The sequence below is a fragment of the Fenollaria sp. C0166D3 genome (assembly GCF_056590255.1).
Genome location: NZ_JBWPVU010000002.1, coordinates 195,877 through 222,168 on the forward strand (window position 1 = coordinate 195,877; position 26,292 = coordinate 222,168).

The 26,292-nt window shown below is 37.3% G+C and carries 26 protein-coding genes and 1 other RNA gene; 22 read left to right on the top strand and 5 right to left on the bottom strand.

The window, feature by feature from the left end; translation table 11 throughout:
• The 8 genes from AC1EJ0_RS02185 (at position 1) to AC1EJ0_RS02220 (ending at position 9,184) form a co-directional block, all read left to right on the top strand.
• Positions 1-1,194 (top strand): CapA family protein, encoded by a 1,194-nt coding sequence (locus AC1EJ0_RS02185; protein WP_480022952.1) that lies wholly within the window; start codon positions 1-3, stop codon positions 1,192-1,194.
• A gap of 11 nt (positions 1,195-1,205) precedes the next feature.
• A complete protein-coding gene (locus tag AC1EJ0_RS02190; protein WP_480022951.1) occupies positions 1,206-2,273 on the top strand; it encodes a uroporphyrinogen decarboxylase family protein in 1,068 nt (355 codons plus the stop codon).
• 167 nt (positions 2,274-2,440) lie between these two features.
• Positions 2,441-3,262 (top strand): hypothetical protein, encoded by an 822-nt coding sequence (locus AC1EJ0_RS02195; protein WP_480022950.1) that lies wholly within the window; start codon positions 2,441-2,443, stop codon positions 3,260-3,262.
• Positions 3,255-4,256, top strand: coding sequence for a uroporphyrinogen decarboxylase family protein (locus AC1EJ0_RS02200; protein WP_480022949.1), 1,002 nt, complete (start codon positions 3,255-3,257; stop codon positions 4,254-4,256). The genes AC1EJ0_RS02195 and AC1EJ0_RS02200 overlap by 8 nt, the downstream gene beginning before the upstream one ends.
• Positions 4,249-5,967: an ASKHA domain-containing protein gene (locus tag AC1EJ0_RS02205; RefSeq protein WP_480022948.1), complete on the top strand. Its 1,719-nt coding sequence runs from the start codon at positions 4,249-4,251 to the stop codon at positions 5,965-5,967. Before AC1EJ0_RS02200 ends, AC1EJ0_RS02205 begins: the two co-directional genes overlap by 8 nt.
• Before the next feature lie 9 nt (positions 5,968-5,976).
• Positions 5,977-6,624: a corrinoid protein gene (locus AC1EJ0_RS02210; RefSeq protein ID WP_304017114.1), complete on the top strand. Its 648-nt coding sequence runs from the start codon at positions 5,977-5,979 to the stop codon at positions 6,622-6,624.
• A 19-nt stretch (positions 6,625-6,643) separates the two neighbouring features.
• Positions 6,644-7,999 (top strand): Na+/H+ antiporter NhaC family protein, encoded by a 1,356-nt coding sequence (locus AC1EJ0_RS02215; protein ID WP_480022947.1) that lies wholly within the window; start codon positions 6,644-6,646, stop codon positions 7,997-7,999.
• 42 nt (positions 8,000-8,041) lie between these two features.
• On the top strand, positions 8,042-9,184 hold the full coding sequence (locus tag AC1EJ0_RS02220) for a double-cubane-cluster-containing anaerobic reductase (protein ID WP_304017153.1): 1,143 nt from the start codon (positions 8,042-8,044) through the stop codon (positions 9,182-9,184).
• 107 nt (positions 9,185-9,291) lie between these two features.
• On the opposite strand, the gene ssrS is transcribed toward AC1EJ0_RS02220, so the two are convergent.
• Both ssrS and AC1EJ0_RS02230 read right to left on the bottom strand, forming a co-directional pair.
• Positions 9,292-9,467, bottom strand: a non-coding RNA gene (ssrS, locus tag AC1EJ0_RS02225) — 6S RNA.
• Between the two features lie 42 nt (positions 9,468-9,509).
• Entirely contained in the window at positions 9,510-10,406 is an 897-nt protein-coding gene (locus AC1EJ0_RS02230) for an RluA family pseudouridine synthase (RefSeq protein WP_480022946.1), read from the bottom strand.
• Positions 10,407-10,521: 115 nt separating this feature from the next.
• Here AC1EJ0_RS02230 and AC1EJ0_RS02235 point away from each other — a divergent pair, with 115 nt between their 5' ends.
• The 10 genes from AC1EJ0_RS02235 to AC1EJ0_RS02280 all read left to right on the top strand — a co-directional run bounded on the left by AC1EJ0_RS02235 (position 10,522) and on the right by AC1EJ0_RS02280 (position 19,215).
• Positions 10,522-11,325, top strand: a complete 804-nt coding sequence (locus AC1EJ0_RS02235) for an NAD(+)/NADH kinase (protein ID WP_480022945.1) — start codon at positions 10,522-10,524, stop codon at positions 11,323-11,325.
• A gap of 9 nt (positions 11,326-11,334) precedes the next feature.
• Complete coding sequence (locus AC1EJ0_RS02240; RefSeq protein ID WP_480022944.1) at positions 11,335-12,135, top strand: histidinol-phosphatase HisJ family protein; 801 nt, start codon at positions 11,335-11,337, stop codon at positions 12,133-12,135.
• A gap of 94 nt (positions 12,136-12,229) precedes the next feature.
• On the top strand, positions 12,230-13,990 hold the full coding sequence (locus AC1EJ0_RS02245; protein ID WP_480022943.1) for an ABC transporter ATP-binding protein: 1,761 nt from the start codon (positions 12,230-12,232) through the stop codon (positions 13,988-13,990).
• On the top strand, positions 13,990-16,014 hold the full coding sequence (locus AC1EJ0_RS02250) for an ABC transporter ATP-binding protein (protein ID WP_480022942.1): 2,025 nt from the start codon (positions 13,990-13,992) through the stop codon (positions 16,012-16,014). Before AC1EJ0_RS02245 ends, AC1EJ0_RS02250 begins: the two co-directional genes overlap by 1 nt.
• A 128-nt stretch (positions 16,015-16,142) precedes the next feature.
• Positions 16,143-16,592 carry a YtxH domain-containing protein gene (locus AC1EJ0_RS02255; RefSeq protein WP_480022941.1) on the top strand — a complete coding sequence of 150 codons (450 nt, stop codon included), beginning with the start codon at positions 16,143-16,145 and terminating at the stop codon, positions 16,590-16,592.
• Positions 16,593-16,600: 8 nt separating this feature from the next.
• Positions 16,601-16,819: a hypothetical protein gene (locus tag AC1EJ0_RS02260; RefSeq protein WP_480022940.1), complete on the top strand. Its 219-nt coding sequence runs from the start codon at positions 16,601-16,603 to the stop codon at positions 16,817-16,819.
• Positions 16,820-16,937: 118 nt separating this feature from the next.
• Positions 16,938-17,270 (top strand): hypothetical protein, encoded by a 333-nt coding sequence (locus AC1EJ0_RS02265; RefSeq protein WP_480022939.1) that lies wholly within the window; start codon positions 16,938-16,940, stop codon positions 17,268-17,270.
• 8 nt (positions 17,271-17,278) lie between these two features.
• Positions 17,279-17,884: a hypothetical protein gene (locus tag AC1EJ0_RS02270; protein WP_480022938.1), complete on the top strand. Its 606-nt coding sequence runs from the start codon at positions 17,279-17,281 to the stop codon at positions 17,882-17,884.
• 194 nt (positions 17,885-18,078) lie between these two features.
• Complete coding sequence (locus AC1EJ0_RS02275) at positions 18,079-18,834, top strand: YdjY domain-containing protein (RefSeq protein ID WP_480022937.1); 756 nt, start codon at positions 18,079-18,081, stop codon at positions 18,832-18,834.
• Positions 18,835-19,215 (top strand): hypothetical protein, encoded by a 381-nt coding sequence (locus tag AC1EJ0_RS02280; protein ID WP_480022936.1) that lies wholly within the window; start codon positions 18,835-18,837, stop codon positions 19,213-19,215.
• A 28-nt stretch (positions 19,216-19,243) separates the two neighbouring features.
• Here the strand turns inward: AC1EJ0_RS02280 and yfcE are convergent, their stop codons facing one another.
• Positions 19,244-19,792 (bottom strand): phosphodiesterase, encoded by a 549-nt coding sequence (gene yfcE, locus AC1EJ0_RS02285; protein WP_480022935.1) that lies wholly within the window; start codon positions 19,790-19,792, stop codon positions 19,244-19,246.
• A complete protein-coding gene (locus tag AC1EJ0_RS02290; protein ID WP_480022934.1) occupies positions 19,792-20,298 on the bottom strand; it encodes a nitroreductase family protein in 507 nt (168 codons plus the stop codon). The genes yfcE and AC1EJ0_RS02290 overlap by 1 nt, the downstream gene beginning before the upstream one ends.
• A gap of 64 nt (positions 20,299-20,362) precedes the next feature.
• Here AC1EJ0_RS02290 and AC1EJ0_RS02295 point away from each other — a divergent pair, with 64 nt between their 5' ends.
• The 4 genes from AC1EJ0_RS02295 to AC1EJ0_RS02310 are packed head-to-tail and all read left to right on the top strand — an operon-like array spanning position 20,363 to position 24,645.
• On the top strand, positions 20,363-22,510 hold the full coding sequence (locus tag AC1EJ0_RS02295; RefSeq protein ID WP_480022933.1) for a heavy metal translocating P-type ATPase: 2,148 nt from the start codon (positions 20,363-20,365) through the stop codon (positions 22,508-22,510).
• A 17-nt stretch (positions 22,511-22,527) separates the two neighbouring features.
• A complete protein-coding gene (locus AC1EJ0_RS02300; RefSeq protein WP_480022932.1) occupies positions 22,528-23,415 on the top strand; it encodes a fructose bisphosphate aldolase in 888 nt (295 codons plus the stop codon).
• On the top strand, positions 23,415-23,633 hold the full coding sequence (locus AC1EJ0_RS02305; protein ID WP_294985926.1) for a heavy-metal-associated domain-containing protein: 219 nt from the start codon (positions 23,415-23,417) through the stop codon (positions 23,631-23,633). The genes AC1EJ0_RS02300 and AC1EJ0_RS02305 overlap by 1 nt, the downstream gene beginning before the upstream one ends.
• Entirely contained in the window at positions 23,617-24,645 is a 1,029-nt protein-coding gene (locus AC1EJ0_RS02310; protein WP_480022931.1) for a M42 family metallopeptidase, read from the top strand. Before AC1EJ0_RS02305 ends, AC1EJ0_RS02310 begins: the two co-directional genes overlap by 17 nt.
• 114 nt (positions 24,646-24,759) lie before the next feature.
• On the opposite strand, the gene nagE is transcribed toward AC1EJ0_RS02310, so the two are convergent.
• On the bottom strand, positions 24,760-26,235 hold the full coding sequence (gene nagE / locus AC1EJ0_RS02315; protein WP_480022930.1) for an N-acetylglucosamine-specific PTS transporter subunit IIBC: 1,476 nt from the start codon (positions 26,233-26,235) through the stop codon (positions 24,760-24,762).
• Positions 26,236-26,292 lie beyond the last annotated feature (57 nt).

Sequence of the window (26,292 nt, forward strand, 5' to 3'; positions counted from 1 at the left end):
ATGATATTTAAAAATATAGTACTAGGTCTTCTATGTATTGCAAATTTATTATTTGGCCCGACAAAGGACATAGATGTAAATAATATATTAAAGGAAAGTATCAATACTTTCACTTATAAAATAGAGCTAGAAGCAAGAGAGGACGCGCTCGAAAAGTATAGATCCGAGCTTGAAAAGCTTAGAAAAAGCAGAGTAAGGATATTTGCTGCCGGTGACTTTATGACGCACGGACCGCAATTAAAAGGAGCAAAGTACAACGACGGATACAAATTTGACGAATATTTTAAGTATTTGCCATTCTTTAAAGAAGCAGATCTTGCTATGATTAATTACGAGACAACTGTTTCCTACAACGGTCAATACACTGGCTATCCAACGTTTTCTTCGCCCGAATCGTCTGTTGAAGCTATTAAAAACAGCGGCTTCGACGTGATTGCGACTGCGAATAACCACGCCTTTGATAAGGGCTTCAAGGGCATAGACAAGACCATAGACACAATCAAGAGCTATGGCATGGACAGTGTCGGCACATATAAAGACGCAAATAATATGCCGCTTATTAAGGAAGTCAATGGTATTAAGTTTGGTATATCGGCTTACACTTATTCCATTAACGGTTTTGATAGTCGTGTGAAGGGTACTGACAAAGCTTATGCGGTAAACTTCATCGATATGGACAAGATTAAAAAAGATGTCGAATATATGGATGCAAATGACGTAGATGTAAAGCTTGTCTACATGCACTGGGGCGTTGAGTACCAGCTAAAGCCAAACAAAGCGCAAGAAAATACTGCGAAGAAGCTTAATGAGCTAGGCGTAGACATAATCTTAGGCTCGCATCCACACGTTATACAAAAGTGCGATGTGATTGAGTCGGGAGGTAAGAAGACTTATGTTTGCTACTCCATGGGCAATTTTGTCTCAAATCAAAGACGTGAGTTTATGCCGAATCGCTATAGCGAGAATGAATTAATGATGGAAGTCATCTTACAAAAGACGCCAAATGGCGTAGTTGTAGAGAAATTTGAAGCGCATCCGCTTTGGGTTGACAAATATAGGACTAACGGCAGGGACCACTACAATGTAATTCCTGTTAGAGAAGCTCTTAACGGAAGCATCAAAGTTGAAAGAATCAATCAGATTAAAAATAAATTATTACAAAGCTTAGAAGATTTTAAAAGTATATACAAATAGGAGATGGTTAAATGTATTTTGAAGACGAAATGACACCAAAAGAAAGGATGACTGCCTTTTCAAAGGGCGAGCCAATGGACAGATTACCTGTAGTGCCAGATATGGGGGTAACTATGGCATGGTACATAGGTAAAAAGACAAACGATTATTACACATCATCGGATGTAATTACAGAGACTGAAATCGCTCTATTTAATCGCTTTCATCATGACAATATCTGTGTGTCAACAACATTAAGAGGTATGGCTGAAGCCATGGGCTCAGTAATGAACTACCCTGATGACAATATCTCAAACTTAAGAGAGCCAGTTGTTAAGACGGAAGAAGATATAGATAAGCTTGAGCTTGTTGATCCATGGAAGGATGGTCATCTACACGTACTTCTTGAAGCGCTTGAAAAGATCAGAGATGAACTAGGCGATGTAGCAGACATAGGTGCATCTATGACTGCGCCATTTACAGTAGCTGCATCAGTACTAGGCACTGAAAATATGCTTAGATGGATAGTTAAGAAGAAAGATGCTTTCCATAGACTTATGGATATAATCACAAGAAATAATACTGAATACATCAAAGCACTTGGCAAGATTGGTTTTGGAACAGGTTTTTGCGATCCAGTATCATCGACATCCATGATTAGACCTGCTCAATACAGAGAATTTTCTCTACCATACTTCAAAAGAAACGTTGAAGACGTTAAAAAATACTGCGGAGGCGCTCCGACTGTACACATTTGCGGCAAGTCAAGAGACATCTGGGAAGATGTTGTTAGCGCAGGCATAGGCAACTTCTCTATAGATAACTGCGAAGACCTTGCTGAAGCAAAAGAGGTTATGGGCGACAAGGTAGTTATAACAGGTAACGTGCCACCAGTTGATGCGATTTACTTAGGTAACGACGATATCATCAAAGAAGAAGTAAAGAAATGCGTTGCTAAGGCGTGGGACTCACCAAGTGGCTTCATCCTATGCACTGGCTGCCAAATTCCAAAGAACAGCCCTATCGAAAACATCGATTCATTCATGAAGTGGGGCAGATACTACGGCAAGATGCCTATAGATACATCGAAGTTCAATTAGTATAATATTTTTTTATAGACTTACGGAAATAGTAATAAATTTTTTAATTAATGTGCGTGTAGCTAAGCTATATGCACATTTTTTATTTATAAATTCTATGAATACCCCATAGCAATGGCTATTTGCTTAAGTCTCACAAGTATTATATAATGAATGATGGTGAGAGCGTGAAAAAGATAGGAGACTTAAGAGTATACTCTTGTAATGCGACGAACGAAAAAGAGTATACAGATTTAAATTTGAATATTAACGAAGAAGACTTATTTACTGATGCTGATCTATATAGAGAAGTGGCTCAAAGAATGAGCCTTGGTTTTCATACAATTTTTTATCCAATCGTAGGCACTATGGAAGGCGAATTAGCTGGCATGATGCTTGACAAAAACGCTAATCTTAGAAGATTCATCGAGCTAGACAGCATCGATGAACTATACAATTTAAAAGATTTTGATTTTAATTTGGAGCATTTTATTTGCCTTGAGAAAGCTATGGCAGGTGAGGAGGCTCCTATTTGTTTTAAATTAAACGGTCTTTTGTCATTTGTTTCACAAGTGATTGATATATCAAAGTTTTTATTAGCCTTTAGAAAGAAGCTTAATAAAGAAGAGATATATGCTTACTACAGAAGAAACGTTTTAGATCTATTACTAAAGCTTGATGAAGATAAGGTCAAGCTCATTAGTCTAGCCGATCCAATTTTAAGCGTTGAGACAGTTGGGCCGAAGCTTGTTAAAGAAGTAGTTAATGACTTTTACTTCCCACTTATCAATGATATATTAGAGTTTACAAATTTTAAAGTGCATTTATGTCCGAAATTAGGCTTTGCCTTGTCGGACCTAGGACTATTTAATGAAATCAAAGTAGAGACAGATGAGATGAGCTATCAAGAAGCGCTGATAAATTCATCTTACAGACTCTTTACGAATAGATGTTTTAAGATTCAAGGCAATGTGAAATTTATCACAGTATTAGGGGGGAACTATGAATAAGAAAGAAAGACTTTTAAAGATACTTAATGGCGAAAAGGCTGATAGACCAGCTGTTATTTGCCCAGGCGGTATGATGAATCCATGTGTTACTGAACTTATAGAGAAGCATGGCATTGATTTTGCAAAAGCAAATTCAGAAGCAGAAGAGATGGCAAAGCTATCAAAATTTGTTGTTGAAGAGAATCTCTTTGAGAACTATGCTGTGCCATTCTGCATGAGTGTTGAATCAGAGATGCTTGGCGCTAAGTGCGTCTACGGCACTAATGAAGAGGAAGCACACATCGTTGAGTACGCTATGGATAAGATCGATATAGATAAATTAAAAAGCGTTAAAGTTAAGTTTGACAGAGAAGAGGCTTTACTTGGCGCGATAAAATTACTTAAGAACGATGAAATACCTGTTATTGGCAATATCACAGGACCATTCTCAGTTGCGACAAGCGTTGTCGATGCAAAGGAAGTATATGTTGGTCTTAAGAAGAACAAAGAAGCTTTTGAAGCCTTTATGGATTATATTTCTGATCTGATAGCTGATTTAGCAATAAAAGAAGTAGATGCAGGCGCTGACCTTATCGCAATCGCTGACCCAAGCGGTACAGCTGAGATACTTGGACCAAAGTACTTTGAAGAGTACCTAATTCATTACGTTAACTATATCATAGACAAGATCAAGGCGCATAAGGACGTGCCAATAATTATTCATATCTGTGGTGATATGAAGAGCGTTATCGACATAGTTGAAAAAATTCATGCAGATGCTTATTCATTCGATGCGATAGTTAACTTAAAGAACGCTAAAAAACACATACACAAACCTGTCATGGGCAATGTGTCAACTTATTTAATCGAAAATCAAAGACCAGAACAAATTTCAAAGGTCGCTAAAAATAGAGTCAAAGATGGTGTAGACATCATAGCTCCAGCTTGTGGGCTAGGTATGGGCTCACCACTTGACAATGTAAAAGCAATACTAAAGGGAGTAGAAGATGCCTAAGATTCACATATTAAGTGATGACAATATAATTACAGCTAATGAGGGGAAGATCCTTTTAGAAGTATTAAGAGAGAACGGCTACTTTATTGAAGCGCCGTGCAATGGCATGGGCACTTGTAAAAAGTGTAAAGTCAAAATCATGGACGGAGCAAGTGAAGAGACGGTTCTTTCGTGTGAGTATAAGATTATGTCTGATATAAGCGTTGAATTCTTCGATGAGGGCAAGGCAGAAAACCTTCTTACATCAGATATAGATACTTTTGATGCGAGCGATTCAGTCCTTACTATTAAGACTCATGTCTTTGAAGATAGTAGAGACACCGACACTTCATGGGAAGACGAGTACGAGAAAGTCTTTGGACAGATCTCCTTCAATGTTTTGAAAAATACAAATTTTTCAAAGGGCGAGAAGCACGCGATATATTTAAACGATGAAGTGATTGCTATACGCGACAAAGATGATGACAAGATATATGCAGCAGCCGTCGATATAGGCACTACAAGCGTTGCCATATCAGTTCTTGATATTACTCATGGCAAAGTCATTGAAAGAGCATCCTTTGTCAATCCACAAATAAGCTTCGGACTTGACGTTTTATCAAGGATGAGCGCCGCCATCGACCTAAAGGAAAACCTTTATAAGATGCAGGAGCAAATCACAAAGGCGATTGAAGAAAACATATTAAAAATATTTAAAAAGTACAAGCTTGATATAGATAGCTTATATGAAATTATTTTCTCAGCTAACTCAGTTATGATGCATATACTTATGGGCGTCGACCCGACCAGCCTTGGCATAGCGCCATACAAGATAGTCAGCTACTTTAATTTTGAGATAGATGCAAAAGAGATAGGCATGAAGCTTGGTAAATATACTAAAGCCTTTACTATACCATCGATCTCGTCATATGTTGGCGCTGACATACTTAGCGGCGTTAACCATATCGATATAGAGAAGATTGATAAAAATATCATGTTTATAGACATAGGCACAAACACAGAGCTAGTGCTTAAGTATAAGGATAAGTACTACGCTAGTAGCTGCGCCGCTGGGCCAGCGCTTGAAGGCATGAACATAGAGTTTGGCTCAAGAGCTGAGCTAGGCGCGATTGAAAATGTTTTCTTTGACCTTGATAATGGGACTAAAAACATCGTCGTAATTGGTAAAGAAAAGGCAAAATCCATTTGCGGCTCAGGCGTTTTGGCTGTCATTCGTGAAGCCTTAAAGATAGGTCTCATCGACTATAGAGGAAGACTAGTAAAGCTAGAGGACCTTGCTGAAGATGACAAGCGAAGGCCATTCTTAAAGGATATCGATGGCAAGACCGTTATCGATTTAGGCGAAGTATATATAACTAAAAAGGATATAAGAAACATTCAGCTATCGAAGAGCGCGATTATGTCAGGGATAGTTTTACTATTTAACAAGCTTGGCATGACGGCTGAGGAAGTTGATGACTTATACATCGCGGGCCAATTTGGCTATCACTTATCAAAGGACATGTTAGTAGATACGTATTTTATACCAAATATAGAGGAAGAAAAGATTTCTTATCTTAAAAACACATCGCTTGATGGCGCGATCAGCGTAGTATTATCAAAGAAGAAGAGGGAAAATCTTTTAAGTTTAAGCAAGAAGATAAAGTTTTTGGAGCTAAGTTATGATGAAAACTACCAAAAAGTCTTTATCGACTGCTCATATTTTAGATAGGAGGCAAATATGACAAGAGAAGAGTATTACAAAATTCTAGACGATTATGTCTATGAGTATGAAGACGAAAAAATTGCAAAGGTCGCTCAAGACTACCTTGATGAAGGTTATGATGCGCTTGATGCTATTGTTAATGGCTTAGTTCCTGGAATGAAAAGGGCGGGGGACGCTTTTCAAGAAGAGGAATATTTCGTAACAGACCTATTACTTTGTTCTGATGCGATGAATAATGCACTTGATGTATTAAGACCACACCTTGAAAGAAACGAGCTAGAACACAATCACACTATAGTCATAGGTGTAGTTGAAGGGGATACTCATGACATTGGCAAGAACTTAGTTAAGACAATGTTCCAAACACAAGGCTTTGAAGTTATAGACTTAGGTAGAGATGTTGAAGTTAATAAATTTGTTGACGCAGCCGAAGAACATGGCGCAGAAATCATCTGTATGTCAACACTTATGACGACAACTATGAGAAATATGAGAAGGGTTGTTGAGATACTTGAAGAAAAGGGCCTAAGAGACAAGTATAAAGTTATGATAGGCGGGGGACCTATCTCACAATCGTTCGCGGACAAGATTGGCGCCGACAAATATACTATAGACGCTATCGAAGCCGTTAAAGCTGCTAAGGAGTTATTAAATATAAATTAAAAAGTAGGAGGAATTTTTGATGGACGAAAAATCATCAATCAAACCTAATGGATGGGCACTGATACCCTTCATAGTATTTATAGGTTTTTTCTTATTATCAGGAATCATTTTAGACAAGATGGGTGTAGAAATGGCATTCTACCAAATACCATCACCTATCGCCGTACTTATTGGTACTATCGTTGCCTTTATAATGTTTAAGGGTTCGATAGACTCGAAATTTGATGTATTCGTTAAGGGCTGTGGCGATGACAACATCATCATCATGTGCTTAATCTACATCTTAGCTGGTGCATTCGCAACACTATCTAAAGCATCAGGAGCTGTTGACTCAGTTGTAAACTTAGGTCTAAGCATAATACCAGTTCAATTCATAACAGCAGGTTTATTCATAATCGCTTGCTTCTTAGCAATTGCAACAGGTACTTCAGTTGGAACTATAGTTACAGTTGGTCCTATCGCTGTAGGTATCGCTCAAAAAGCAGGCCTACCAGTAGCTTTAGTTTTAGGTGCACTAGTAGGTGGATCTATGTTTGGTGATAACTTATCTATTATTTCTGATACAACTATCGCCGCAACTAGAACACAAAACGTTAACATGAAAGATAAGTTTAGAGCAAACTTCAAAGTAGCATTACCAGCTGCAATCGTTACAATTATTATTTTATTAATAGTTGGTAGAACAAGTGGACCAGTTCATTTTGATGACTTAAGCTACAATTTTGTACTAATCTTACCTTATCTATTCGTTTTAATAGCTGCTTTATGTGGCGTTAACGTATTCGTTGTATTAACACTAGGTATCGTTTTTGCAGGTGGTATAGGTATTGCAACTGGTTCATACAATGGACTTGAACTTTGTCAAAACATTTTTGCCGGCTTCTCAGGACAATTTGAAATTTTCTTACTTTCAATGTTAACTGGTGGTCTTGCCGCTATGGTTAGAGCAAACGGCGGCATCGAATGGCTAGTACTTAGAATATCTAGAATGGCTAAGGGTAAAAACTCAGCAGAATTATCTACTGCATTATTAACAATGATTTCAAACGCTGCTCTTGCTAATAACACTGTATCGATCATCATCTGTGGTCCTATCGCTAAGAGAATTTCTAATAAATTCAAAGTTGACCCTAGAAGATCAGCATCACTTCTTGATATGTTCAGCTGTATAACTCAAGGTCTTATCCCTTATGGCGCACAAATACTTATCGCTTCAGGCTTCACTGAAGGAGCTGTATCACCAGTTGAGTTAGTTCCATACGTCTGGTACCCAATGATACTATTAGTATTTGCAGTACTTTCAATCTTTGTTAGATACGCTGACCTTAAGACTGGATGGAACTTCGAACTTGACAAGCCAGAAGAAGCAAAGTAAAATATAGACATAATTAAACCTAAAGAGAGGAAGAATATCGTGATAAACATTAGAAAAGAATTACCTGAAATTTTTGATGAATTTAAAGATAAGAGAAGAGAATCATTTTTAAAAGTTAAAGAGATTAAGGATAAAAACATACCAGTCATAGGCATATTCTGCACATTTTTCCCGCAAGAGATAGCTCTTGCAGCAGGTGCAACATCTGTATCACTTTGTTCGACATCTGATGAAACTATCAAAGATGCTGAAAAGGATCTACCAACAAACCTTTGCCCACTTATCAAGGCAAGCTATGGCTTTGCCATTACAGATAAGTGTCCCTTCTTCTATTTCTCAGACCTTATAGTCGGAGAAACGACTTGCGATGGCAAGAAGAAGATGTATGAGTACCTAGGCGAGATTAAAAACGTTTATGTAATGGAGCTACCGCAAAAGAGATCAGAAGAGTCTCTTAAGTTATGGACGGCTGAAATAAAAAAACTTGCTGACTACGTATCAAAAGAGTTTGGTGTAGAGATAACAGAAGAAAAACTTAGAGAAGCAACTGTAATCAAAAATGCTGAGAGAAGTGCTGTTAAAGACTTTTATGGCATAATGAAAGCCGATGAACTTCCAATCATGGGTTTAGACTTGTGGCACGTCTTAAATGGAGTGCAATTTGAATTCGACAAGAAGGCAGTGCCTGATGAACTTAAAAAGCTTAAGGAAAAAGTCCTAAGCGAGAACAAGCGCATCACTGGCAAAAAGAGGATACTTATAACAGGCTGCCCAATAGGTGGAGCGACTGAAAAAGTTATCGAAGCTGTTGAAAATAACGGTGGAATTGTAGTTGCTTACGAAAATTGTGGGGGAGCTAAGGCAATCGATGAAAACGTTGACTTAGACAACCCAGACATATATGATGCACTTGCTAAGAAGTATCTAAATATAGGCTGCGCATGCATTAGTCCTAACACACCAAGACTAAATCTATTATCAAGAATGATAGACGACTACAAAGTAGATGGTGTAGTAGATATGCAGCTTCAAGCGTGTACGCCATTCCAAGTAGAAACAAAAGCCATAAGAGACTTTGTCACAAAAGAAAAGAAAACTCCTTATATCCAAGTAGAAACTGATTATTCAAAATCAGACTTGGGCCAATTAAACACAAGAATCGAAGCGTTCCTAGAAATGCTATAGATAAAAGATTAGGCTCTCCGTGCAGAGAGCCTTCTTTATACATAAGAGCCATCGATGAAGCTCTATACAAAGAAAGAGTCAAGCAGTATCGCTTGACTCTTTTGATATGTAATCCCATTATGTGCCGTTTTTCATAAGTAATTTATCCCCGCATATACGAGGTGGGTCCGTTGTCTACAATATCTAATGTCCACTTAAGGCATATTATCAATTGTAAAACGTCACAGTCCCATATTATTATTGTCGGTTAAATTAATATGAAAAGCGGTCACTACAGGATATCTTAACTATATTATATAGCAAACGCATTTAAAATGCAAGGAAATTAGATAATTTTTTTAGAAAAATTTATTATATCAGCGTGGTCACTCACTTCATAGTGCCTTTCCTCATTAGTCCTAGGGTCATTAAAGCTTATCTCAAAGGAGTGAAGCAATTGTCTATCAACGCCGTCATATGTCTTGTCATTATATAGCGTGTCGCCAACTATAGGAAAGCCTAAGTAGGCTAGGTGCAGCCTTATCTGATGCGTCCTACCAGTAATGAGCTCCGCTTCGACTATGGAGTATTTTTCGCAGCTTATAACTTTCTTGAATATGGTTTTCGCGTAATCACCATCGCCATCGTCACAGATCATCTTCTTTATGTGATCATTCTCGTCGGTCTTGATATTTTTCTCAACAACAATCTCGTCATAAGGAAAAGATCCATCAACTACAGCGTGATACTTTTTTCTAAAGCTGCCATCTTCCATCTGCTGCATTAGATTGTAGTGGGCGAATGGATTTTTAGCGACCACCATCAGCCCCGTCGTGTTCATGTCAAGTCTATTAACAAGGCGGACGCGCCTCTTAAGGCCACGCGACTGAAATAAATTGATCAGTGCATTGTAAAGAGTATTGCCTTGATTGTTCTTCGTCTCATGAACGAGGATATTTTTCTCTTTATTGATGACCATGTAGTCAATGGTCTCGTCAATGATATCTATATCGCAAGTAAAGTCATCAGGGGCGGTCTCTTCCTCAGGCATATGTATCCTTAAGACCTCGCCCTTAATGATTGGCAGGTCCTTGCGCCTAAACTCTTCATTTACATATATATCTTTATTTAAGTAGCTTCGTCTAAAAAGTCTCTTCGATATTTTAAGCTCATTTATCATTTCACTCATCTTATTATAAGACTTCTTAGCGACAAAGCTTACATTGTATTCATCGTTAATCACTTTATCACCTAAGATAAATTATAATATATTTTTCTAGCTTTTACAAGTAGATGGCTTAAGTCATTGAAAAATTACTCTATTTGTTGTATAATTAATAATTATAAGAGGTGAAGAAATGAGTGAGAGAATTATAAATATACTCGCAAAGGATGACGAGCTTAGCAAAAAGATCTTGCTTGAGCTTGAAGAAAAGCTTGAGGCGCGCGGCTTTATTACTACGAGAGACTTTAGTAACGAGGCTGAACTTTCCATCGTTATAGGTGGAGACGGATCCTTCTTAAGAAGTGTTCATGAAAATGATTTTCCCGAAGTGCCTTTTGTTGGCTTCAATACAGGCCACTTAGGTTTTTTTCAAGAGCTTTCTATTGATGATGTAGACAAATTTGTCGAAAATTATATAAAGGGTGAGTTTAAACAAGAGTCACTACACTTAATCGAGACAAGCGTTCACTACGAAGTCGGCGAGTCAAAACTATATTCAGTTAATGAGATGGTTGTTAAAGCAAACAAATCAAAGGCCGTTGAACTCGATGTATTTATCAATTCTGATTACTTGGAAAGATTTTTTGGCGACGGGCTTATAGTCTCAACACCAGCTGGCAGCACTGCATATAACTACTCAGTTAGAGGCAGCGTAGTGCATCCAAAGCTTGAGTGCATACAAATGACTCCGCTCGCACCCATTAACTCAAAAGCTTTTAGGTCACTGCAAAACTCAATCATCGTTCCACCAAACTTTATTATAAGATTCGAGCCAAAGAAGAGATATGAAGGAGAGATCATACTTCTTAACGATGGCGAAGAACGTATCTTCAAAAACGTCACTAGCGTAGAGATAAATCTAAGCTACAAGAAGATATATAGGATAGTATTTTCGAAGAATATTTATTGGAATAATCTAAAAGATAAATTTTTATAGGAGGCATAGATGTACGATTTTCATTTGCATTCAAATTTTTCAGTTGACTGCAAGGTCCCGCCGGAGGACATGGTCAAAGAGGCTATAAAGATGGGTTTGAAAGCTATATGCTTTACTGATCACATAGACCTTTCACTTGACCAAGACAAAAGTAAAAACGTCCTTTTTAATATTGAGGACTATATAAAAGAGATAAACAAATTAAAATACACATATATTAATGAGATAGAAGTCTTAAAAGGAGCTGAGTTTGGTCTTCAACTTGGTTTAATTGATGAATATGATGAGCTAAGCAAAAACCCTTTTGATTTCATTTTATGTTCAATTCACAGCATCGATGGCGAAAGGATATTCTCTAGAGAGAAGAGCTTTGAAAGTGATTACGAAAGAGGTCAAGTGCGCTACTACACAGAGCTATTAGAAGTAGTGAAACGCTTTGACAGCTTCGACTCAGTCGCACACATAGACTTTATCGACAGATATTACAAATTCAAAGACATCGACTATGAATTTTCTGATGCGGCTAAGGAGCTTGTTTATGAGATACTAAAAGTCATAGTGGATAAGGGCAAGGCGCTCGAGATAAATACAGCTGCACTTCGCTATGATATGAAGAGCTTTCATCCGCAAGATGAGATACTTGATATGTATAAGTCCTTAGGAGGCGAGCTGATCACAGTTGGTTCAGACGCTCACTACACCGAAGACCTTGCTTATGGCATAAAGGACGCAGAAAAGTATCTTAAGGAAAAAGGCTTTAAGTACTTATATATTTATAAGAAGAGAAGACCATATCCAATACATTTGTGATAATTAATAAAAAATACTTATCACTCCTTGATTATTTTGTCAAGGAGTGATACAATATTTAGGAACACGAAAGATTTACAAAGGAGGGGGCACTATGTTTAAATCTTTAAAACCTCTTTTAAAATATTTCAGAAAGTACAAAGTGCAGTATATTTTAGGTATATTTTTCCTGCTGTTCATAGACGTTGTTCAGCTATATATACCACAAATACTTAAGTACTTCGCAAACGACTATCAAAGGGGAGTCTTGACTATGAAGTCTGCTACTAAGTATGCACTCTTAACCATAGCTACAGGACTGATGGTTGCTGTTGCGAGATATTTTTGGAGAAACTTTATTATTGGTAACTCGATGAGAGTTGATTATGATTTGAGAAAGGATTTCTTTTGGAAACTCACAAGTCTTTCTCAAAATTTTTTTAATACGCACAAAACAGGTGACTTAATGAGTCTTGCAACTAACGACATCAACGCTGTTAGGATGACTCTTGGTCAAGGTATCATCATGTTTATTGACTCAACATTTTTACTTATACTAAACCTTGTTATGATGATAAAAACAACAAATGTTTTGTTTGCATCAAAAGTTTTATTCACTATACCACTAATTATACTCATAGTAATGAGGTTTGGTGGCGTTATTCATTCGCGTTTCAAAGCTGTTCAAGCACAATATGGCACGATCACTGATAGAGCTCAAGAAAACTTCTCAGGGATCAGAATCATAAAAGCCTTTGGACAAGAGGAAGAGAACGCAAAATTATTCAGAGAAGAAAATCAAAATTATTATGATAAAAATATTGAATTAGCAAAATTACAAAGCTTTTTCAATCCATTCATTCATGTACTAAGCAATATTAGCTACATGCTACTTTTATTCTTCGGAGCAAAAGAAGTTATGGCGGGCACTATGCTTCTAGGGGACTTTATTGCCTTTAATGCTTACTTAGGACTTATGATGTGGCCAGCAAGAGCACTTGGCATGGTTATAGTCTTCATGCAAAGAGGCGCCGCGTCCATGGATAGGCTGACAAATATATTCAAGACAGAGCCAGAAATTGTCGACAGAGAAGGCGCTATCGAGCTAGACGAAATAAAAGGCAATATTGAATTTAAAAATGTTTCATTTAAGTACGCAGAGGACCTACCATATGCCCTTAAAGACATAAGCTTTAAGATAGAGCCAGGTAAGACACTTGCCATACTAGGCAGAACTGGTAGCGGCAAGTCAAGTATAGTTAACGTACTTCTTAGACTTTATGATATAAATGAAGGTGAGATACTTGTTGATGGTCATGAAGTTAAGGACGTAACACTTAATTCTTTAAGAGAAAATATTTCTTATGTGCCGCAAGATGACTTTTTATTCTCAAAAACTGTTAAGGAAAATATTGAGTTTCACTACGAGCATGAGCTTGATGACGAGACTATAGAAAAGTACGCGAAGATAGCTGGCGTATACGATGACATTATCGAGTTTAAAGATGGTTTCGACACTATCTTAGGCGAAAGAGGCGTAACGCTATCTGGCGGACAAAAGCAAAGAGTTTCTATTGCGAGAGCTTTGGCAAAGGAAAAGAACGTTTTAATCATGGACGACTCTCTATCTGCAGTTGACACACAAACTGAAGAAGAGATACTAAAAAATCTTAACACAGACGAAGCGGATGTTTCAAAAATCATCATTTCACATAGAGTTTCGACTATAAAAGATGCTGATGAGATACTATTTATTGAGGACGGAGCTATAGTTGAGAGAGGTACACATGATGAGCTTGTTTCACTTGGCGGCAGATACAATAAATTATACGAAGATCAATTACTAGAGCAAAAGATAAATAGAGGTGATGAGTAATGGAAAGAAACATAGACGATATTAATTATCAAAGCAAAAACTCTAAAAACACCTTTAGAAGGATGCTCTCATATGCAAGGCCATATACATTCCAGCTTATATTAACCTTCCTCATGATAGTCGCGTTAACAGGACTAGCGCTTGTAAGCCCTTATCTAATCAAGGTTGCCATAGATGAGCACATACAAGTCGAAAACATCAAGATGTATGAGTACCCAGAGGCGACTGAACACACTTTGAGTATCAAATATACTAAGGATAATATGGAAGATGGCATAGACTACTTCATTAGAGAGACTAATCTTAGTAAGGAAGAAAAAGCTCAATACGAAGGCAAAGGAGCCTATCACCTAAAAGAAGAAGATGGTAGAGCCTTTCTATATAAATCAGGTGACGAGACAAAGAGCCCTGTCTATGAAGTGCCAATGGCTGAGTATAAAGCATATAGAGACAAAGACTTTAAAGCCATAAACAAATTAAGCTTATACTTTTTACTAACAATAATATTAACTTTTGTTCTTGACTATTTACAAACGATGTCCATCACTATAGCATCGCAAAAGATGATTTATAGCATGAGAACTGAAGTTTATGACCATATCATATCAAGGTCCTTAAGCTTTTTCGATAGAAATGCAATAGGCAGACTAACCACAAGGCTAACTAATGATATAGAAGCAATCAGCGAAATGTATTCAGACGTTATGATAACACTGTTTAAAGACATCTTCATGCTTGCGGGCATCATGATTTTTATGCTGTCAATGGACTTAAAGCTAAGTTTACTAAGCTTTATAACGCTGCCATTCATATTTGCGATTTCAATATTCTTTAGAGGCAAGATCAGAAAGATACTTGCATTATCGAGAAAGAAATTATCGCTAATAAACTCAAAACTAAGCGAAAACATCTCAGGTATGAGGCTAATCCATATCTTTGGTAAAGAAAATAAAATTAATAGAGAGTTTGATGAAGCAAATGCTGACTACAGAAACACTATGCTTAGAAGGGTAAAGATATTCTCAATATATAGACCATCGATAGACATCATTAGAAACGTAGCCATCGCGAGCCTTATCTACTTCGGCGCGAAAGAAGTTTTGAATGAGACCATGTATTTTGGTATGCTATACCTTTTCATTGATTACTTAAAGAAATTCTTTATGCCAATCATGGACCTTACAGAAAAGTATAACATCACTCAATCGGCTATGGTTTCAGCTGAGAGGGTCTTTGCGATACTTGATGATGATAGCGAAATTAAAAATCCTGAAAATCCAGTGCCATTTGATGACATTCAAGGCGAAATCGAGTTTAGAAACGTTAGCTTCAGCTATATTGAAGGCGAGCCAGTTCTTAAAAACATCTCATTTAAGATTAAGAAAGGCGAATCGGTTGCCCTTGTTGGACCAACTGGTTCGGGTAAGACGTCTATCATATCACTATTAACAAGATTCTATGAGATAGATGAAGGTGAGATACTAATCGACGGCATAAACATAAACGACGTAAGAAAAGAAGATCTAAGGAAGAATATAGGAGTTGTTTTACAAGACGTATTTTTATTCTCGGGAACTATAAGAGACAATATCAAGCTGAATAAAGATATATCTGACGAAGAAATAATTAAGATTTCGAAGTATGTAAACGCTGATTCATTTATACAAAAACTACCAGGCAAATACGATGAACCTGTTATGGAGAGAGCATCTACCTTATCATCAGGTCAAAGGCAGCTATTAAGTTTTGCAAGAACACTTGTTTATGAACCGAAGATACTTGTGCTTGATGAGGCAACAGCAAACATCGATACAGAGACGGAGCTATTAATTCAAGACGCAGTGAAGAAACTTATCAAGGGAAGAACGTCCATCGCCATAGCGCATAGACTGTCAACTATACAGCACGTTGACAAGATACTAGTTATTAAGAACGGTACAATCAGAGAAGAGGGTACACATCAAGAGCTTCTTGATAAGAAGGGTCTTTACTACGACTTATATAGACTTCAATATGATAAATAATATATAAGGATATATATAGAAGAAAAACTAATTGATTGCGATTAGTTTTTCTTTTTTTATATTTATGTTTTATTAGTACGCTTAGTGGGTATATAATTAATAGTAAAAATAAAAAAAGGAGTGATATTATGGGATTATTTGATTTCATATCAGCAAAAGCTAGGGAAGAAGAAAGAAAAGAAAGAATGAGAAACGCTGGCAACATCGCCATCGGTACTGTATTAGGATTAGCAGCAGGTGCTGCAGCAAGCTATCTATTTGCACCAAGAAGCGGTGAAGAAACTAGAGAAATGATAGCTAAGAAGAGCAAAGAAACTTATAACGACATGAAAGACGGCATAGCAACAGCAACTCAAAGAGCTAAAGAATTAGGACAAAGTGCTTTAGAAAAAGCTAAAGAATTTAAGGACGAAGCAGCACAAAGAGCTGAAGAACTTAAAGAAGAAGCAGAAGACAAAGCAAAAGAACTAAAAGACAAAGCTGAAGATAAGGCTATCGACGCTAAAAAAGAAGTAGAAAAGAAAGCTAACGACGTTAAAAAAGACGTAGAAAAAGAAGTAGAAAAGGCTAAGAAATAGGTGATAAGATGGGCATAGATTTTGATAAAATTAAAGACGAAGCAGCTAAAAAAGTTAATGAAGTAAAAGACGAAGCAGCAAAAAAGGCTGATGAATTAGAACGCGAAGCAAACAAAAAGATTGACGAAGCTAAAGACGCTGCTGAAGAAGTAAAAGATGAAGCAGTTAAAAAGGCTAATGAAATTAAAGAGGACGTAGAAAACGCAGTTAAGAATATCGGGAAATAGGTGCTAAGATGCCTAATCGAGAATATAGTAGAAGGCCCAAGAGAAGTTTAATTGATAGCTTAGAAAAAAGCTTAGACAGTTAAAAGAAACAGTTTCTTCCTTCTTAGATGAAGACGCTATGGAAGAGAGAATTGATGACAGAATAAATATAGAGATGTCAGATTGCAGAAGAGCTATGAACTTTGCTAAAGATAAACTTGGCTTATCAGATAATGATAGCATGGGCGAAAGGCCTAGAAGACGTAGACCGAACAATTATAATGACAAGGAAGACTACGGCATGGGCGAAAGGCCTAGAAGACCTAGACCAAACAATTATAATGATAAGGAAGACTACGGCATGGGTGAAAGGCCTAGAAGATCTAGACTAAACAATCATAATGACAAGGAAGACTACGGCATGGACGAAAGGCCTAGAAAGCATAGAGTAAACGATAACGAAAGAAGATAGGTGATATAGTGGACGCAAAATATATTTTACAATGTGTGCTTATAGTATTTGGCATAGCAGCACTAGGTTCATTAGCTTATTTATTCATTAAGATCGCTTCAACAATTAGCACTATGAAGAGCATGATGGAAGAAAACAGACTTAACATCGGCCAAACAGTAGCTAAACTACCTGAAGTGATGAATAACGTAAATGGTATTACGAGCAATGTAAACGGATTAGTTGATGACATTAGACCAGATATTAAAGAGATGACAGTCGAAGCCAAAGGTTTAGTTAGAGACCTTGGTCCAAACATAAAGAGCGTTACAGATGATGTAAGCACTTTAGTTACAGAATTAAGACCTAATATATCAGGCATTATGAGTAACATAAACGGTGTTACATCAGATGTTTCCAAATTAACTAATACAGCTATGGGTATTACCAATAGCGCGGTAAACACTGTCAACAAAATCACATCACAAGTTTCAAGCACAGCAAACAACGCCTACTCAGCTGTCAATGGCATTATAGGCAATGTTAAAGATTCCATCTATGATAAAAGGATGAAATCTAAAAGCGTAGCTGAAAATATTATATCCAAAGTAGTGGACATATTTAAAAGAAGCTAATATATTTGCAAAAAAGGACTCATATGGGTCCTTTTTTTATGTGCGAAACATTAGCAAGAGCTAATTTAATATTGAAAATTATATAAAAATGGATAAAAAAGTATAAAATATTTCAATGACAAATTATGAAAATAAGTGTTATAATAGTAAATGTGTTAATTTTAGAAAAGCTATATAAAAGGAGAGAAAAAGAAATGAAAAAAATTAAATTTTTAGCAATGCTATTAATGATTTCATTATTATTAGTAGCTTGTGGTCAAAAGACAGACACAACAACAGATAAGACAGAAGACACTAAGACAGCTGAATCAACTGATACAACTGATACAACTGATACAGAAGAAAAAACTGATGATGAAAATACTGAAACAGCAGATGCAGAAGGCACTATAGCTGGCGTTTCAGAAGAAAACCCTATCAAGATAGACAAGGACGCTAAGAGCGTAACTATCTATACTAAGTACAACGGAAAATTCGAAACAGAAGCAACAAGACACTTGGCAATCTACAAAGATGGTAAGTTAAGCGATATGTCAATCTTCTCATCTTATGTATCTCCAGAAGACTTCTACAAGGCTTTAGAAGAAGTAGGAGCTGAAGCTGGTAATAACATGAACGCTGATAACGCTGCTACAACTAAGTCTGAAGGATCTAAGCTTGAACTTACTCTTGCTTGGGCAGGTCAAGAAGGATCAGTAGGTATTGACGATGTAGTTAAAGATTCTAACGGAAAAGCTATTGACATGAGATTCTCAGGAAATATTGATCCATCAAAAGAATACAACACTGGCTGTATCTCTTGTCTTGACTCTTGCTTCGTTGGTATCACTAGTAACGGCGAATACCCATTAGGTGCTATTGAAGAAACAAAAGAAGTTTCTTTTTCTGTAGATGCTGACAAAGCACCTGAAGATGGAACTGCAGTAGCAATAACATACACAGTAAAATAGTTGAAAAGAGTCTTTAATTTACTTTTAGCCATAGCTGGAGCTGTCTTAGCTGCGGCCTTTATATCGAGCCTCATTAGTTTAAGCCTTTGGCTTGACATGAGAGTGCACTCGAGGTATATATACTACGTGTGCCTTGCAATTGCTACCCTAGCTTCATTATTAGGCAAAGTAAATGAAAAAACATTTTTAATTATTGAGCTTATATCCATAGCAGGAATATTTTTACTTGGCAAATTCACGAGAACTATCTATGAGCTAAGGGAAACGCTGCATATAGATATGGGCATAGATTTACTTAAGCGAATATCAATAATTGTTTTAATAGTAATTAATTTAATGCTTTTTCTAAAATTTTTAATAAAGAAAAAGAAGTCTGCGTAATTTAATCGCAGACTTCTTTTTTTGTAATCTAGTATTTTATTTCTTTTAATATTTCCCCAGTATAAATGTCTAGGAGCATAATCTTTTCATCATCCATCTTGGCAACGGATGCTTTGCCATCTTTTGGTATAGTTGTTGATCCAGGGTTTACTAAGATGATGCCGTCCTTTTCATCTAAGACCTTTATATGTGTGTGGCCAGTAACTATCATCTTGATGCCGGAGTCTTTTGCGTATTGGATCCTTGCAAATTCTGTCTCTTCGTAGCCATGTATCAGTAGGGTCTTAAGTCCATTGATATCGACTACACGAGCTTTTTGCGTTAAATCTTTCTCTATAACCATTTGATCGACGTCGCTATCACAATTGCCACGAACGTAGATAATATTGTCACGCTCCTTTAAATACGAGGCCAAATCTTTTGGATTGTAATCATTTGGAAGAGCGTTTCGAGGGCCGTGATACAAAACGTCGCCTAGGTGATAGATAACGTCGCAGTCCTTAAGCACATCAAGCGCCCTAAGCGTTTCGTCTATGCCGCCATGTGTGTCGCTAATAAAGCCTATAGTCTTTCTCATTATAGATAAACTACCTTTTCTGTTCTTTCTTTTGCCTTAGGAACTTCATCAGCGTAGCCCAAAGCCATCATGCCATATGAAATGTGATTAGCTGGTATATCAAATGAAGTCAATACCTCTCTAACGCCTTCGTCCTTATTACCTCTTAATTGATTGATCCAAACAGAAGCAAGTCCAAGCGCGTGAGATGCTAAGTAAATATTTTCCATAGCTGTTGATGTGTCGGCGTCGCCTAATTTTAAATCTTCAGGCACAGTTATTATGATTAAAGCCTTTGCATAATAAATGTGATAGTCATCTCTATCAAGTGACTTTGCAATGGCAGCTGCTAGTTTTTGTATATCTTCATCTTTAGTCACAACAGTAAAAAGTCTTTCTTGTTTATTCATGCCAGTTGGTGAAGCCTTTGCGCACTCAATTATCTTTTCAAGTGTTTCACGAGGCACTTCATCAGTTTTAAATTTTCTTATACTTCTTCTTGTCAATAGCATTTCTATTGCGTCCATAAAATCACAACCTTTCTTATAGATATTATACCACAAAATTGGGTATAATATTTATGGTGATATTATGAAGGACAATTTTTTAATACAAGGAATGAGCTGCGCTGCTTGTTCAGCAAGGCTCGAAAAAGTTTTATCGAGACAAGATGGTGTATCAAAAGCCAATGTAAATTTATCGTCGAATAGAGCGAGAGTAATTTATGACGAAAATGTCATAACTCGTGATGATATATTGGCTGTCATCTCAAGAGCGGGCTTCACTGGCTACTATCAAGAGAGCCGTGATATAGAAAAGGAGAGAGAGCTTAGAGAAAAGGAGATAAAAAGTCTTAAGCGTGATTTTATCATCTCATTAATATTTGCTCTGCCACTTTTTTCAGTAATGTTTTTTCATATGGCAGGCATACACGTGTTTTATGCGGACGCCAGATGGCAATTCGCCTTCGCGACGCTTGTGCAAATATTTGGTGGGCACAGATTTTATAAGGGTGCAATAAGTTCATTAAGAAGCAAAACCTTTAATATGGATGTGCTCGTATCCATGGGTACGACTGCGGCGTATCTATATAGTATTTACAATATGTCCATAGCTAATCCGCATCTATATTTTGAGTCATCGGCGGTCATCATCACTTTAGTTTTACTTGGTAAACTTATGGAGGCAAAGGCAAAAGCCAAAACGAATGAAGCTGTTGATAAATTACAAAGCCTAAAAGTTGATGAAGTAACTGTAATTAGGGACGGTGAAGAAAAAACCATAAGCATAGACGAGCTTGACATAGATGACGTAGTTCTAGTTAGACCAGGCGAGAGACTTGCCTCAGATGGCGTAATCATCGAAGGCGAGGCGTCAATTAACGAAGCGATGATTACTGGCGAGAGCCTTCCTGTGAATAAAACTGTGGGGGACGCAGTTATCGGATCAACTGTCAATGGACCAAGCACTTTTAAATTTAAAGTTACTAAAGTCGGCGAAGACACTACACTTGCCAATATCATAAGGATGGTTGACGACGCGGCAAGTTCGAAGGCGCCAGTACAAAGATTAGCAGATAAGATTGCAAATATCTTTGTTCCGGCAGTAATGGCTATTGCATTTTTGACATTTTTGATTTATACTATATTTAAGGATGCTAACACAGGGATAATTAACGCGATAAGCGTTTTGGTTATCGCTTGCCCATGCAGTTTGGGTCTTGCAACGCCTACTGCCATTATGGTGGCAACAGGCAGAGCAGCTCAGTCAGGTATACTTATCAAGTCTGGCGAAGTTTTGGAGGCAAATGCCAAAGTTGACGCAATTTGCTTTGACAAAACAGGTACCTTAACTGAAGGCAAATTAGCACTTACAAAATTTATCAATACTTCATCCCTTAGCGATAGAGAAATTTTAAGGTACGCTTACAGCGCTGAGAATCAATCGGAGCACTTGATAAGTGAGGCGATATCCTCATACGCAAGAGATAAGAGCATTGAATATGCTGAAGCTGATGAATTTGAAGCGATTCACTCAAAGGGTGTTCGCGCAAAACTTGATAATAAAGAAATAATTTTATCGAACGAAAGATATTTTGATGAGCTAGGAATTAATTATGACAAGGCTCTGATGAAAGAACTTTTGGATGAGGGCGCTACTGTCATAGTCATGGCAATAGATAGAAAAGCCGTTAGCTACTTTGCTATCGAAGACAGCTTAAGAACTGACAGTAAAGAAGCCATTGCCAAGATCAAGGCTATGGGCATAAAGACTTATATGCTTACTGGTGACAATAGCACTGTCGCTAGGAATGTAGCTAATAAGCTTGGCATAGATGATTTTAGAGCAGAACTTCTTCCAGAAGATAAATTAAAAGCGATAGAAGAGATTAAAAAATCATGCGCAAAGCTTGCCATGGTTGGTGACGGCGTCAATGATGCGCCGAGCTTAGCAAGTTCAGACGTTGGTTACTCAGTCGCTTCAGGTACAGACGTTGCCTTAGAGGCGAGCGACATAAGTCTTTTGAATAACTCCATCGGCGGAGTGGCAAGAGCACTAGAACTTTCACGAGCAGCCATGAAAATTATTAAAGAAAATTTATTCTGGGCCTTCTTTTATAATGTGGTCGGAATACCATTTGCCATACTAGGCCTATTAACACCGATGCTTGCGGGAACTGCGATGGCGTTCTCATCGGTATGTGTAGTAACAAACTCACTAAGATTAAGATATAAATAGAATTGAGGAGGGAATTTATGGATAGCAAAAAACTAGACATCGCTAGAAACAGAAAGGGTTTCATAGCTGCCTTAGACCAAAGCGGTGGATCAACCCCAAAAGCTTTGAGACTGTATGGTATTGATGAGGACAAGTATTCATCAGAAGATGAGATGTTTAAGCTTGTTCACGAAATGAGAACAAGAATCATCAAGGCACCAAGCTTTAACAAGGAGTATATACTTGGAGCGATACTTTTTGAACAAACTATCGATAGAGAGATTGATGGCATGAAGACAGCTGATTACCTGTGGAATAAGCTTGAGATACTACCATTCGTTAAGGTTGACCAAGGTCTTGCAGATGTGGAAAATGGCGTACAAGTTATGAAGGAGATGACTAAGCTTGACTCGCTTCTTGATAGAGCGAAGGAAAGAGGAATCTTCGGAACTAAGATGAGATCTGTAATAAAAGAATTTAACTGCGAAGGTATCAAAGAAGTGGTTAAGCAACAATTTGATTACGCAAAGAGAATTATCGAAAAAGGCTTTGTACCTATCATAGAACCAGAAGTTGATATACATGCTGAATACAAGGCTGACATAGAAAAGATATTGTTAAATGAATTAAAAGAAAATATTGAAAAATTAGCTAAAGATGACTTCATCATGTTAAAGCTAACACTACCTGAGGAAGACAATCTATATCTACCATTATACGATTATGACAATGTCTTAAGGATAGTTGCGCTTTCAGGCGGCTACACTAGAGAAGAGTCTAACGAAAGACTTGGCAGAAACCATAAAGTCATTGCATCATTCTCAAGAGCGCTTACTGAAGGAGCAAAGGCTAGCATGACAGATGAAGAATTCAATAAACATATGGAACAGTCCATAAATTCAATTTATAAGGAGTCGATTAAGTAATGAAAAGAATTTTAAAAGTTCAAGGAATGAAATGTGAAGGATGTAGCGAAGCTATTGAAAAGGCATTAGAAAAATTTGATGAAATTGACGTTGTAACAGCTGATTTCGCATCAGGCCACGTTAATATCGAAAGCAAGGAAGAATTCGATCTAGGAAAAGCTAAAAAAGCTATCGAAGACCTTGGCTATGAAGTAGAAGACTATGAAGGAGTCGAATAAAAGAATCCTCGATATAGCAGAAAATTTACTCAAAATAGATTCACCATCGGGCATGTGTCAGATGGTGAATACTTATATAGAGGAGCATTTCAAAGGTAAGCTTAGCTTTGAAAAGACTAATAAGAACGCTCTTTATGCTATATTGAAGGGAAAAGATTCATCTAAGCTTAGGATAGTAACTGCTCACGTCGATACACTTGGCGGAATTGTTTCAAGAGTCAAGGACAATGGCAGATGTGAATTTGAAAACATAGGCGGCTTTATGTACGCATCGCTTGAAGGTGAGCTAGTAAGGGTCTATACTAAGAAGGGTGTAGTTACTGGAACAGTTTTACCTAACAAGGCGAGTGTCCATACTATGGAGGACGAAAGAGAAAAAACTCTTCCAAGAGAAAGGCACTCGACTGAAATAAGGCTTGATATAGAAAGCTCTTCTAAGGAAGATACTTTAGCAAGCGGCATTAAGGTTGGCGAATTCGTTGCCTTTGAGCCGCGCACAAGACTTACAGAAAATTATTTAGTATCCCGCTTCATCGATAACAAGATCCACGCAGCAATAATGATTTATGTGATGGAAGAAGTTCTTAAGAAGAATATCGAGCTCGCATGCGACACAATGTTTTACTTCACAAACTTTGAAGAGCTTGGTCACGGCATTAGCTATGTGCCAAATAATGCATACGAGGTCCTTGCGCTTGATATAGGTATAGTTAGTTATGAAAATAATTCAGCTGAAGACAAGGTGACAATAGTCGCAAAAGACTCAAGAACACCTTATCCAATCGACTTTAGAGACAGGCTTGAAGATTTAGCTATAAAAAACGATATTGATTACGCCATCGATGTTCATCAAAGATATGGCTCAGACGGATCACTAGGAGCAGTCGCTGGACTTAATCTAAACTTCGCTTGCATCGGCTGCGGCACAGACGCCTCACATCATATCGAAAGAACAAATATAAAGGCGATTGAGAGCACTGAAAAATTATTAAGAGCCTACTTAGAAAATTAAATTAAGCGATAACGCAAGAAGACGAGCAGAGATGCCCGTCTTTTTTATGTGCTCAATGACTTATATCACAAAAAAGACTCCGAACTTAATCGGAGTCCATATAGTAATTATTAACTATTTACCAATATTTTCGTGAATCTTATCATAAACGAATTGAACTTGTGGTCCAATAATGATTTGGATTGAATCCTTATCAGGTTTGATAAGTCCTAAAATTTTTGCTTCTTTAATCTTTGCTTCGTTAACTTTTGCTCCATCAACAAGGCTAGTTCTTAGTCTAGTTGAGCAGTAGTCAATGTCTTCGATATTTTCTCTTCCGCCAAGACCTTCGATGATGATGGCAGCCACTTCGTCAAAGTTATCATGCTTAGAAATAGTTTCTGCCTTTACTTCAACGTCGTCATCTTCTCTACCAGGAGTCTTTAGATCGAACTTTCTGATGCAGAATTTGAATACTACATAATAAATAACGAAGAATATTAATCCAAGTGGGATTAACATTAATGGCTTGTTAGCTACTGGGTTTCTTAGTGATAAGAAGTAGTCAACAAAACCTGCTGAGAAACCAAAGCCTGCTGTCCATTGGAAAGCTGCTGCGATGGCAACTGATATACCTGTTAATAATGCATGAACTACATATAGAGCTGGAGCTAAGAACATGAATGCGAATTCAAGTGGTTCTGTAACGCCTGTGAAGAATGATGAAAATGCTGCAGCAACTAGTAGTGACTTAGCAACATTTTTCTTTTCAGGTTTTGCTTCTTGATACATAGCAAGAGCTGCACCTGGAAGACCAAACATCATTACAGGGAAGAAACCTGCTTGATACATACCTGTTTTACCGATAACAGCTGTTCCTTCTGCAAGAGATTTTGCTCCGCCTAAGAAGTTAGGGATATCATTGATATTAGCAATATCAAACCAGAATACTGAGTTTAATGCGTGGTGAAGTCCAGTTGGTATTAAAAGTCTGTTGAAGAACGCATAAATACCTGCCCCTATAGCACCTAAACTTTCAATGCCTTTACCAAAGGCTACTAGAGCGCTATATAGTATTGGCCATACATAGTAAAGGATTGCTGATACTATAATCATGAAAAGTGATGTCATGATAGGAGTAAGTCTTCTACCACTGAAGAATGCAAATGCATCTGGCAATTGTACTTGATAGAACTTGTTGTAAGCATAAGCTGCTACAAGACCTGAGATGATACCAACGAATACGTTTTTGTTGTTCATACTTTGCCAGCCGTCAGTTAGAGCTAGGTCAGCTACATCTACTCCTCTAAATATAGCAACAGTTGCTGATGATAGAAGTGTAGTTGCGATTAAGAATGCTACTAGGCCTGATAGACCTGCTGCACCATTCCTGTCCTTGGATAGGCCATAAGCAACACCTACTGCGAATATAATTCCTAAGTTATCAAGGATAGCGCCACCAGTCTTGATCAAGAATGCTGCAACGATGTTGTTAGCACCCCAGCCTGTTGGGTCAATCCAATAACCAATACCCATTAGTAGAGCTGCAACTGGAAGTATAGCTACTGGTTGCATCAAAGCCTTACCTAGGTTTTGAAGTTTTTTCATCATAATAATGACCTCCTTAATAAAAATTTAATAATAATTACTATTATTATATATATTATA

What these genes read in the sequence shown, in the direction of transcription:
- AC1EJ0_RS02185 (WP_480022952.1), top strand. Translation starts at nt 1, where the DNA reads ATGATATTTAAAAATATAGTACTAGGTCTTCTATGTATTGCAAATTTA.
- AC1EJ0_RS02190 (WP_480022951.1), top strand. Translation starts at nt 1,206, where the DNA reads ATGTATTTTGAAGACGAAATGACACCAAAAGAAAGGATGACTGCCTTT.
- AC1EJ0_RS02200 (WP_480022949.1), top strand. Translation starts at nt 3,255, where the DNA reads ATGAATAAGAAAGAAAGACTTTTAAAGATACTTAATGGCGAAAAGGCT.
- AC1EJ0_RS02205 (WP_480022948.1), top strand. Translation starts at nt 4,249, where the DNA reads ATGCCTAAGATTCACATATTAAGTGATGACAATATAATTACAGCTAAT.
- AC1EJ0_RS02210 (WP_304017114.1), top strand. Translation starts at nt 5,977, where the DNA reads ATGACAAGAGAAGAGTATTACAAAATTCTAGACGATTATGTCTATGAG.
- AC1EJ0_RS02215 (WP_480022947.1), top strand. Translation starts at nt 6,644, where the DNA reads ATGGACGAAAAATCATCAATCAAACCTAATGGATGGGCACTGATACCC.
- AC1EJ0_RS02235 (WP_480022945.1), top strand. Translation starts at nt 10,522, where the DNA reads ATGAGTGAGAGAATTATAAATATACTCGCAAAGGATGACGAGCTTAGC.
- AC1EJ0_RS02240 (WP_480022944.1), top strand. Translation starts at nt 11,335, where the DNA reads ATGTACGATTTTCATTTGCATTCAAATTTTTCAGTTGACTGCAAGGTC.
- AC1EJ0_RS02245 (WP_480022943.1), top strand. Translation starts at nt 12,230, where the DNA reads ATGTTTAAATCTTTAAAACCTCTTTTAAAATATTTCAGAAAGTACAAA.
- AC1EJ0_RS02250 (WP_480022942.1), top strand. Translation starts at nt 13,990, where the DNA reads ATGGAAAGAAACATAGACGATATTAATTATCAAAGCAAAAACTCTAAA.
- AC1EJ0_RS02255 (WP_480022941.1), top strand. Translation starts at nt 16,143, where the DNA reads ATGGGATTATTTGATTTCATATCAGCAAAAGCTAGGGAAGAAGAAAGA.
- AC1EJ0_RS02260 (WP_480022940.1), top strand. Translation starts at nt 16,601, where the DNA reads ATGGGCATAGATTTTGATAAAATTAAAGACGAAGCAGCTAAAAAAGTT.
- AC1EJ0_RS02265 (WP_480022939.1), top strand. Translation starts at nt 16,938, where the DNA reads ATGGAAGAGAGAATTGATGACAGAATAAATATAGAGATGTCAGATTGC.
- AC1EJ0_RS02275 (WP_480022937.1), top strand. Translation starts at nt 18,079, where the DNA reads ATGAAAAAAATTAAATTTTTAGCAATGCTATTAATGATTTCATTATTA.
- yfcE (WP_480022935.1), bottom strand. Translation starts at nt 19,792, where the DNA reads ATGAGAAAGACTATAGGCTTTATTAGCGACACACATGGCGGCATAGAC.
- AC1EJ0_RS02290 (WP_480022934.1), bottom strand. Translation starts at nt 20,298, where the DNA reads ATGGACGCAATAGAAATGCTATTGACAAGAAGAAGTATAAGAAAATTT.
- AC1EJ0_RS02295 (WP_480022933.1), top strand. Translation starts at nt 20,363, where the DNA reads ATGAAGGACAATTTTTTAATACAAGGAATGAGCTGCGCTGCTTGTTCA.
- AC1EJ0_RS02300 (WP_480022932.1), top strand. Translation starts at nt 22,528, where the DNA reads ATGGATAGCAAAAAACTAGACATCGCTAGAAACAGAAAGGGTTTCATA.
- AC1EJ0_RS02305 (WP_294985926.1), top strand. Translation starts at nt 23,415, where the DNA reads ATGAAAAGAATTTTAAAAGTTCAAGGAATGAAATGTGAAGGATGTAGC.
- AC1EJ0_RS02310 (WP_480022931.1), top strand. Translation starts at nt 23,617, where the DNA reads ATGAAGGAGTCGAATAAAAGAATCCTCGATATAGCAGAAAATTTACTC.
- nagE (WP_480022930.1), bottom strand. Translation starts at nt 26,235, where the DNA reads ATGATGAAAAAACTTCAAAACCTAGGTAAGGCTTTGATGCAACCAGTA.